Origin of the sequence: Denitrificimonas halotolerans (genome assembly GCF_034259425.1) — a bacterium.
GTDB classification, from domain to species: Bacteria; Pseudomonadota; Gammaproteobacteria; order Pseudomonadales; family Pseudomonadaceae; genus Denitrificimonas; species Denitrificimonas halotolerans.
Map to the genome: position 1 here is coordinate 58,753 of NZ_JAXIVU010000013.1, position 9,860 is coordinate 68,612.

The window sequence follows — 9,860 nt, forward strand, 5'->3', positions numbered from 1 at the left end:
CCAGCCCAGTGCTTGATCTGCTACGGATAACATCATGCAATATACTGATCTTCGAGACTTCATCCGCGGCCTTGAGCAGCGTGGTGAGCTCAAGCGCGTTCAAGCCTCCGTCTCCCCTATTTTAGAAATGACAGAAATTTGTGATCGTACCTTGCGTAAAGGCGGTCCTGCTTTGCTGTTTGAAAATCCTACGGGTTTTTCCATGCCAGTGTTGGGTAACTTATTCGGTACACCTGAACGCGTGGCTTTAGGTATGGGCGCTGAGAGTACCAGTGAGTTGCGTGAGATTGGTAAGCTATTGGCTGCTTTAAAAGAGCCTGAGCCCCCTAAAGGCTTTAAGGATGCTTGGAACAAGCTTCCGATGTTTAAAAAAGTCTTGGCCATGGCCCCTAAAGTGCGTAAAGATGCGGCCTGCCAAGCAGTGATCATCGAAGGTGAGGATGTCGACCTTACTTCCTTGCCCATTCAAACCTGTTGGCCAGGTGATGCCGCACCTTTGATTACTTGGGGCTTAACTATCACTAAAGGGCCTAATAAAGAACGGCAAAACTTAGGTATTTATCGTCAACAAGTACTGGGTCGCAACAAAGTAATTATGCGTTGGCTCAGTCACCGAGGTGGTGCTTTAGATTTTCGTGAGTGGTGCGAAAAATACCCAGGCCGCCCCTACCCTGTTGCTGTGGCTTTAGGTGCTGACCCTGCCACTATTTTAGGCGCTGTAACGCCCGTGCCTGATACTTTGTCTGAGTATGCTTTTGCCGGTTTGTTACGTGGTTCACGTACTGAGCTCGTAAAGGCTATTGGCAGTGATTTACAGGTGCCTGCTAGTGCAGAAATTGTTTTAGAAGGCCATATTTATCCTGGTGAAATGGCGGATGAAGGTCCTTATGGTGACCATACGGGCTACTATAATGAGATTGATAGTTTCCCTGTATTTACCGTTGAACGTATTACACAGCGTCAAGATGCGATTTACCACAGTACATATACAGGCCGCCCACCGGATGAGCCTGCTATTTTAGGTGTGGCACTGAATGAAGTTTTTGTGCCGATACTGCAAAAGCAATTTCCAGAAATTATCGATTTTTACTTACCACCAGAAGGTTGTTCTTACCGTATGGCGGTGGTTACCATTAAGAAGCAATACCCAGGTCACGCGAAGCGTGTGATGCTCGGCGTCTGGAGCTTCTTACGTCAATTTATGTACACTAAATTTGTTATTGTCACTGATGATGATGTCAATGCACGGGATTGGAATGATGTGATTTGGGCAATTACCACACGTATGGATCCAAGCCGTGACACAGTATTAATCGATAATACGCCAATTGATTATTTAGATTTTGCCTCTCCTGTTTCTGGTTTAGGTAGCAAAATGGGGTTGGATGCAACCAACAAGTGGCCGAGCGAAACAGATCGAGAATGGGGTCGTGTGATCGAGCAAGATCCCGGTGTAAAAGCACGAGTGGACGCGATGTGGTCTGAGTTGGGCATCGATTAAAAGCAGCGATCTATGGATTGCTGAGCAATGTATATAAAGGAAATAGGTTACGCATGACTGTCACATTATCGCCTTCAGAGCATGATATTGAGGTGTTGCCAACAATTAAAGTGGCATGCCAATTGGTCAGTGTCACACCTTTAGGTGCTGATGTCTTTTCTGTTCATTTGCGTTTACCTGAAGAGCAGATGGTTGCTTATCATGCAGGTCAATATATGTTGCTAGAACGGGAAAATGGTCAGTGGAGTGCTTTTTCGATTGCTTCTGCTCCACAGCAGGGCCGTGATTTAGAGCTACATATTTTAGCCCGTGATGCAGCTCCAGTGGCGCTTTTGCAGCAGCTGCAGAAAGATGGGGTAGCCCAAGTGCAAATGCCTCTGGGGGCCGTGCATTTGTCAGGCGCTGATGAGCGTCCGTTATTACTCATTGCAGCTGGTACAGGGATGGCTCAAGTGCAGAGTATTATTGAAGATTGTCGTGCGCGCGATTTTCGTTTGCCGATTCATATTTACTGGGGTGCACGGGTTGCTGATGACTTTTACACTCTAACAAAATGTTCAGATTGGACAGCCATGCCCAATGTTCATTTTCACCAGATTGTCAGTGAGGATAGTGGTTGGGAGGGACGCACTGGTTTGCTTTATGAAGCAGTGTGCAGTGATATTGAACATCTATCGGACTATCGCGTGATTGTCAGTGGTTCTCCAGCCATGGTTTACGCGACATTGGACGCCTTAGTGGCAGCTGGTATGCAGGAAGAACAAATGCTTTCTGATGTTTTTGCCTATGCTCCACGAGAAAAGTAGTTCCATCTACAGTACATCAGTTTCAGCAGTCTAGAGTGACGTTCCCACTGGGTTCAAGGTTAGGTTAGAGTCAAGAACAAGCCAGTTGCTCGCGAGCCAATAACTCACGTTTACGTTCTACACCCCATCGGTAGCCAGAAATACTGCCATCGGCTCGTAAAATACGGTGACAAGGAATCGCTAATGCCAATGGATTAGCTGCGCAAGCATTCGCTACCGCACGCACTGCTGAAGGTTTATGTAGTAGCTCTGCTACATCGGTATAACTTAGTGTATGTCCTACTGGGATACTGCGCAAAACCGACCACACCTGTTGTTGAAAGGCACTACCCTGAATATCTAAACGAAAATTTAAGGGCGTTTGTGGGTTTTCTAAAAAGTTAGTTAGGTTTTTTAACAGTGCTGCGAGGCCTTGAGTATTGTTTTGCAACTGTGCTTTAGGAAAACGCTGTGCTAAATCCGTATACAAGTCCGCTACAGAATCGCCTAGTAAAATTGCACAAACACCTTGTTTACTGCGCGCCACTAAAATAGCGGCAAAATCAGTTTCAGTAGTGTCAAACTCGATATGAAGTAAAGATGAAGCTGGCATATAAGCTCCTTGCGTTCAAGCGATTGTAAGGGGATCACCGAGTTCTGAAAGAATATTTTAAAGCTCAGCGGTGTACGTTCAGCAAGGGTTGTTGGGCAATTTTCTCCCCATATTCAGTCATATTGATGACACTAAAGTAGATCAATCTAGGAAGACTGCCAAGTTATTCATGATTGCGCTAAAATAACAAGTTTACTTAAGCACTGAAGTTTGGGTGGCTTGTCACTTGATTAATCGGAGTAGAATAGCAATGAGCGAGAAACCAACACCACCAGAAGATTATGAGTGCTGCCAAAGCGAATGTTCCCCCTGTGTGTGGGATATCTATTATGATGAAATGGATGTGTGGCGTGCTGAGCAAGCCGAGTTAAAAGCCAAAGCAGAGCAGCTGGCTAAGGATGCCGGCGAGCCTAAATAGCAACTTCTAAATTTAGGCTAGGCGCATGATGTACATCGTACAAGAGCAGATGGATAGCTCCATAGATGATGTGGTACAGCGTGCTCGCCTATGGTTACCTTGACACCCTCCCTGACCTAAAGAAAGCGGACTCCTGCGGCTGAACGGCCATATTCGACCGCGAGAATGTTTTGCGTCTGCGATCCATCCTCGCAATAAAACACGAGGCTTTTTGCGATTTTGGTAAAATATTGTCTCCTAGATATGCGTTTTTCATCTGAAAAAGGACTACACTTTTTCACCTTTATTGATTGGCATGCTGGTGACTGAAATGGAAACGGCTTTACTGGTTCTATCATTTTTGGGTTTTTTATCGATTGTGGTTGAAGACTTCACTAAAATTGATAAAGCCAAGACAACATTATTTTTCGGCACCTTGGTGTGGGTGCTGTACTTCATTGCCCCACCGAACGGGTTTACTACACCTGAGTTGATGCATTCACTCAATGAAAACCTACTTGAAATTGCTACGCTTTGGTTGTTTCTAATGGCAGCCATGACTTTTGTTGCTTATGTCTCACATAAAGGCGTTATTGATGGCATTGTGAATCGTTTAATGCCCACTCATATGAGCGAGCGACGTTTAATGTTGGTCACTGGACTGTTTGCTTTTGCTTTCTCTTCTATGGCCGATAATATTACTGCCACGCTGGTTTGTATTACTGTGCTTGTGAGTTTAAATCTGAGTACGGATAAGCTACTGCGTTACATTGTTTTAGTGGTCTTTGCAGTGAATTCAGGGGGGGCTGCTTTGATTACTGGTGATGTGACCACCTTGATGATCTTCTTGGCAGGCAAAGTAAAAATTGCAGATTTGATTTTGTTAAGTTTACCGGCGCTGACGGCAGTCCTGTTTCTTTCGTTTGCTTTGTCTTGGTCGCTTAAAGGGCAAGTCGTTTTAGTCAAACGTGAGGTTATTATTCCGACGGGTGACCGCATTATCGCTGGGCTATTTTTAGCTACTATTATTGGCACCATCGCGGCGAATGTGGCTTTTGGTATACCACCGGTTTTGTCTTTCTTGTTTGGCTTAGCTCTGATGTTTATGGCGGTGCACTTTCTCAATAAAGATGAGCCGATATTAGAGTATGTACGTAAAATTGAGTTCGATACCCTTTTGTTTTTCTTGGGGGTCTTACTGTTGGTGGGGATGCTGAAAGAGCTGAATGTATTAGAGCACTTCCCTACTCTATATGAGAAGCTTCCTGTCATCGTGGCTAACTATTCAGTCGGTTTATTCTCGGCCTTAATTGATAACGTGCCTTTGACTGCTGCTTTACTAAAGTCCGGTATTGAAATGAGTAAAGGTGAATGGTTGACCCTAACCTACTCTGTGGGTGTGGGGGGATCGTTATTGGCGATCGGTTCTGCTGCCGGTGTGGTTGCTATGAGTAAAATTCCAGCGCTGAGCTTTATTGCTTACTTGCGTTATTTTGGTTATTTGCTCATGGCTTATAGTGTAGGTTTTCTTGCTGTGGTGGCAATCAGCTACTTACTTTAAGTGTATTTTTTAGCCCTCTAAGCCAGCGCGTGAACGCTGGCTTTTTTTTGTCTAGATAAAACTGCTTTGTAAAGAATTGTTAAGAGGTCAGTAAAGAATGGGATTTTTCTCAGTGAATTAATAGACTCATAAGTACAAAAATAGCGGTCTAGACTTTTTCAATAATAAAAATAAGGAGTTTTTATGAGCCAGTTCGTGCAAGCGCTGACGATATCAGCGGCTGATGGCTATCCCCTTCAGGCCTTACTGTATGAGGCCCAAAGTGAGTTGAAAGGTCATCTCATAGTGGCAAATGCGACGGGTGTTGCACAGCGTTTTTATCGCCGTTTTGCTGAGTACGCGAGTCGTCAAGGTTTTACCGTGTTGACCTTTGATTACCGTGGTGTGGGTCTATCAGCTCCTCGAAACCTGAAAGATTTTGAGATGGATTTTGCAGATTGGGGGCAGTTAGATTTAGCGGCAGTGGTGGATTACATGCACTGCGATGAGCACCCGTTATTCTTAGTTGGACATTCTTATGGTGGGCATGCTTTAGGCTTGCTGCCAAATCACGATAAGGTCAGTCGTTGCTTTACTGTAGGCACAGGTTCAGGTTGGTATGGTTGGATGCCATTAGCAGAACGTTTAAAAGTACAGTTAATGTGGAGTGTGGTTTTTCCACCGTTGGTGGCTTGGAAAGGGTATTTACCATGGAAAATGTTAGGTATGGGCGAAGATATGCCTTTGGGTGTATATCGACAATGGAAGCGCTGGTGTGGGATGCCCTATTATTTTTTTGACGATCCTTTAGTTCGAGAAACTAGAAAGCAACAGTTTGCCCAAGTGCGCACAGAAATCACCGCAGCAGTGGCCCTTGATGATCTGTGGGCACTGCCAAGATCCCGTGATGCATTTATGCAGTTTTACAGTGGTGCTCAGGTCATTCGACGTGATGTTGACCCTAAAGAATTGAATCTTAAATTCGGTGCGATTGGCCATATGGGGTATTTTCGTCCGGTGGCGCAGCCATTTTGGGATGAAATTTTGGGGTGGTTTACAGCATTTAATGCTGTACATTAACTAGAAGTGGAGCTGTAATCAGCCCTGAATGGTTGTTTTTTAACCAAGTTAGGGTGTGTTGATGCTCTTGAGACAATTAAAGGTTCACACTTGTAGCATTGGCACTTAAGCTGAGCGGCCTTGAACCAGACATACTTTAATCTGACCGAGCTATAAGGTGTGATTAATTTATAAAACGGATCTGAGCAGTGTTGCACTGCACCAGTACGGAGTCTTTATGAGCGAGAATTTTGTTGTGGTTTTGAACAGTTATTACACCTTAATTGCTGCCACAGTGGTATTACTGGTTGGGCGAGTTTTAGTAAAGCGTATTGCTGTTTTAGCTAAGTTTAATATTCCTGAACCTGTTGTAGGTGGTTTAATTGCTGCTTTATTGGTTTTAATTTTTCATCAGATCAATGGTTTTTCTATTCAGATTGAAAAAGGTCTGCAAGATGGCTTTATGCTGATGTTTTTTGCTTCGATTGGTTTAAGTGCGGACTTTAAGCGCTTAAAGTCTGGTGGACTCCCGTTGGTTTTGTTTACCTCAATCGTTGCTGGTTTTATTGTGGTGCAAAATATTGTCGGGATCAGTTTAGCGAGCTTACTCGGTTTACCACCGTTAACAGGACTGATTACAGGCTCAATGACTTTAGTCGGTGGACATGGTACCGCAGCGGGTTGGGGGCAGATCTTTGAAAGTGATTTTGGCATTCAAGGCGCTGTCGTTTTAGGCATGGCCTGTGCTACTTTCGGACTGGTTTGCGGTGGTTTAATTGGTGGTCCCGTAGCGCGTCGCCTGATGAAGAAAGTAACCATTCCGGAGCATGCTCAAAATACAACGGAGAGCGTTGAAGTCGGGCCTAAAATTGTTTTTGAACAGCCGCAACAGCAACGTATTATTACTGCTGATTCAGCAGTGGAAACATTGGCTTTATTTGCTATTTGTTTGGCTAGTGCTTCATTTTTATCGAACTTTATGGCGGAACACTTTGGTGACTCGAACTTTGTTATTCCAACTTTCGTGTGGGCATTGGCATCAGGGGTTGTGGTGCGTAATGTGTTAACAAAATTCTTTAAAGTGACGATTTTTGATCGCAGTGTAGACGTCTTTGGCAATGTATCGTTATCGTTGTTTTTAGCGATGGCGTTACTGAGTCTTGAATTATGGATGATTAAAGATTTAGCGATTCCTTTAATTGTTATTTTAAGTGTACAAGCTGTATTGCTAGTTTTATTTGCAGTTTTTGTGGTCTTTCGTGTAATGGGTAAAGATTATGACGCTGCAGTTTTAGCTGGTGGATTCTGTGGATTTGGTATGGGAGCAACACCGACTGCAGTAGCGAATATGCAAGCAGTGACAGACCGTTTTGGGCCGTCTCATAAGGCGTTTTTAATTGTGCCTATGGTCGGTGCATTCTTTGTCGATATTATTAACGCGACAGTATTATCGGCGATCACATCGTTGCCGTTTTTGAATTGATCTAAGTAGACCTGTGCTGCTATCGATTTTTATACTTTTAGTGTGAAGATCGATAGCAAGGGTTGCACAAGCAGCCCTTAATAGGCTGTTAAAGTCTTTGTAGTAGGGGCTGGGGCTGGTACTTCAATGTAGTGGTAAAGGTCAAGACTGTATCGGTATTGATCTAGACTGAACGGATACGGTCACCTGCTCCGATGGCGTCCAAGCTGGACGCTTCTACCATGGCCTGGAAGAGAAACCGGCTATCGCGTAACGGGCTAGGAACAAAAACTAATTAAAACTGCAGGGTTTTAAAAAACTCACTAGGTGTACTACCAAAGTGCTCGCCGAAAGCTGCAATAAAAGCAGAAATAGACTCATAGCCACAAGCCAGTGCAACCTCTGTCACTGATTGTTTTTGTTCCAATAAAGGTAAAGCATGCAGCAGACGTAAGCGTTGGCGCCAGAGACGAAAGGTTAGCCCTGTTTGTTGAGCAAATAAACGGCTGAGCGTTTTTTCCGATACATGTAAGCGTTGTGCCCATAAGCTTAGAGAGTCTGTTGCATCAGGATGTTTTTGCAGTTGGCTTACAATGCGCTGTAAGCGTTTATCCTTAGGTAAGGGCAGCATAAAGCCCATATCGGGTGCATAGGTCAGTTGATCGAGCAAAACTGCAGCGAGGCGGCCTTCAGCACTATTTTCATCGTATTCCACAGGAAGCTCACCAAAGGCACGGATCAGTTCTTTCAGTAATGGACTCACTTCAACTACACGACAACTGCTTGGGGGATTCGTGATCACTTGATGGTCAATATACAAGCTGCGGATTTGAGTCTGTGCAGAACATTGCACTTGATGTTTCACTCCGGCAGGGACCCAAACCGCACGTTGTGGTGGTGCGATAAAACGGCCTTGTGCTGTTTGTACTTCTAAGACACCGCTTATGGCATAGGAAAACTGCACCCAAGGATGGCTGTGACTGAAGCCGATCAGCTTATTCGGTAGTGCTTCCGTTTGACCATAAATAGGTCGGGGTAAGTGAGTGAGCTCATTCAGGCGTTGTTCAATATAGGTAGGCATATGTCCGTTCACCGATATTCTTTGGCTGATTGCCGTTAGCCGGATTGTTACATATCCAGTAGAGTCGCACCATCTTGATAAAGGATGGTAAGAATCATGCTCGCTCGTTTACGCATACTATTTGATAATTTCACCTTAATATTGATTGCTGTTGTTTTGGCAGCAACTTTTATTCCAGCCTATGGTGCTGGGGCTGTGTTTTTTAAATGGCTGACCAGCTTTGCTATTGCATTATTGTTCTTTTTACATGGTGCAAAATTATCCCGACAAGCCATTATTGATGGGGTTATGCACTGGCGTTTACATATGCTGGTATTTGCTTGCACTTTTATTTTATTTCCAGTTTTAATGCTGTCTTTACAGCCTATTTTGCGTCCGGTGCTTGGAGATGAATTATGGGTTGGGATGCTGTATCTCGCGGCTTTACCCGGCACAGTGCAGTCTGCTATTGCTTTTACCTCTATTGCGCGCGGTAATATCCCTGCTGCAGTATGTGCGGCTTCGGCTTCTAGCTTAGTTGGGATCTTGGTTACACCTTTATTAGTGAAACTGATGCTCGATGCCGATGCGGGTACTACAGGGATGTTAGAGTCAGTTGTGCGCATTAGTTTGCAGTTATTGCTTCCCTTTTTAGTGGGTCACTACATGCGTCGTTGGATAGGACCTTGGGTGGATCGTAATGCACGTTGGTTAAAATCTGTGGATCAGAGCTCAATCTTGTTGGTGGTGTATACCGCCTTCAGTGCCGCAGTGATTGCCGGGTTGTGGAATGCAGTACCACCGGTGTCTTTGCTGCTGCTCACTGTGGTGTGCAGTGTGATCTTGGCGATTGTTTTGTTTGCGACTCGTTGGCTGGCGCTGCGCTTTAAGTTCAATAAAGAGGATGAAATTACTATCGTTTTTTGTGGCTCGAAAAAGAGTATGGCTACAGGTATACCTATGGCGTCGGTTTTGTTTGCTGGGGGTGCTGTAGGGCCTGCGATTTTACCTTTGATGGTGTTTCACCAAATTCAGTTGATGGTATGTGCAGTCATTGCTCAGCATTATGCTAAACGCTGTGAGCAAGTAGAGGCGGAGTGCAGCTGTTAAAGCAGCACTCTTTATCAAAATCGCGTAAGACCTCGTACTTTTTACTTTTAGTGCAGGGATGGATAGCGAGGGCTGCTTAAGCAGCCCCTTAACCCCTTAACAGGCTGCTAAAGTTTTTGCAGTATAGGTTGGTACTGGTATTGTATACAGCATGATAAAGCACACCAAAACATTAAAAGTCCGAGTACGAGACAGGCATACGCCACTGCTAAACCGCATGGCTCGCAGCGTCAATTTCGTCTGGAACTTTGTTAATGAATTAAGTCAACGCTCGATTAAAGAGCGTGGTGTGTTTTTGTCTGCGTATGATATGCATCCCTACACTAAGGGCGC

The 9,860-nt window shown here is 44.6% G+C and carries 9 protein-coding genes; 7 read left to right on the plus strand and 2 right to left on the minus strand.

Annotated elements, in window-relative coordinates:
• Positions 1–34: 34 nt before the first annotated feature.
• Together ubiD and TOI97_RS09790 are read left to right on the plus strand one after the other, a co-directional pair.
• Positions 35–1,501 (plus strand): 4-hydroxy-3-polyprenylbenzoate decarboxylase, encoded by a 1,467-nt coding sequence (ubiD, locus tag TOI97_RS09785; protein ID WP_321553938.1) that lies wholly within the window; start codon positions 35–37, stop codon positions 1,499–1,501.
• A 53-nt stretch (positions 1,502–1,554) separates the two neighbouring features.
• Positions 1,555–2,307: a CDP-6-deoxy-delta-3,4-glucoseen reductase gene (locus TOI97_RS09790; RefSeq protein WP_321553939.1), complete on the plus strand. Its 753-nt coding sequence runs from the start codon at positions 1,555–1,557 to the stop codon at positions 2,305–2,307.
• Between the two features lie 70 nt (positions 2,308–2,377).
• Here the strand turns inward: TOI97_RS09790 and TOI97_RS09795 are convergent, their stop codons facing one another.
• The gene (locus TOI97_RS09795) at positions 2,378–2,899 is read right to left on the minus strand and encodes a methylated-DNA--[protein]-cysteine S-methyltransferase (RefSeq protein WP_321553940.1); all 522 of its coding nucleotides are present in this window, start codon (positions 2,897–2,899) and stop codon (positions 2,378–2,380) included.
• A gap of 250 nt (positions 2,900–3,149) precedes the next feature.
• Between TOI97_RS09795 and TOI97_RS09800 the strand changes: the two genes are divergently transcribed.
• From TOI97_RS09800 to gltS, 4 genes are all read left to right on the plus strand, one after another.
• Positions 3,150–3,317, plus strand: a complete 168-nt coding sequence (locus tag TOI97_RS09800) for an oxidoreductase-like domain-containing protein (RefSeq protein ID WP_321553941.1) — start codon at positions 3,150–3,152, stop codon at positions 3,315–3,317.
• A gap of 295 nt (positions 3,318–3,612) precedes the next feature.
• Positions 3,613–4,857 (plus strand): sodium:proton antiporter NhaD, encoded by a 1,245-nt coding sequence (gene nhaD / locus TOI97_RS09805; RefSeq protein ID WP_321553942.1) that lies wholly within the window; start codon positions 3,613–3,615, stop codon positions 4,855–4,857.
• A 183-nt stretch (positions 4,858–5,040) separates the two neighbouring features.
• Complete coding sequence (locus TOI97_RS09810) at positions 5,041–5,916, plus strand: alpha/beta hydrolase family protein (RefSeq protein ID WP_321553943.1); 876 nt, start codon at positions 5,041–5,043, stop codon at positions 5,914–5,916.
• 217 nt (positions 5,917–6,133) lie between these two features.
• Positions 6,134–7,378: a sodium/glutamate symporter gene (gltS, locus tag TOI97_RS09815; RefSeq protein ID WP_321553944.1), complete on the plus strand. Its 1,245-nt coding sequence runs from the start codon at positions 6,134–6,136 to the stop codon at positions 7,376–7,378.
• Positions 7,379–7,652: 274 nt separating this feature from the next.
• On the opposite strand, the gene TOI97_RS09820 is transcribed toward gltS, so the two are convergent.
• Positions 7,653–8,456, minus strand: a complete 804-nt coding sequence (locus TOI97_RS09820) for an AraC family transcriptional regulator (protein ID WP_407651343.1) — start codon at positions 8,454–8,456, stop codon at positions 7,653–7,655.
• Positions 8,457–8,534: 78 nt separating this feature from the next.
• Here TOI97_RS09820 and TOI97_RS09825 point away from each other — a divergent pair, with 78 nt between their 5' ends.
• Positions 8,535–9,527: a bile acid:sodium symporter family protein gene (locus TOI97_RS09825; RefSeq protein WP_321553946.1), complete on the plus strand. Its 993-nt coding sequence runs from the start codon at positions 8,535–8,537 to the stop codon at positions 9,525–9,527.
• The last annotated feature ends 333 nt before the right edge of the window (positions 9,528–9,860 follow it).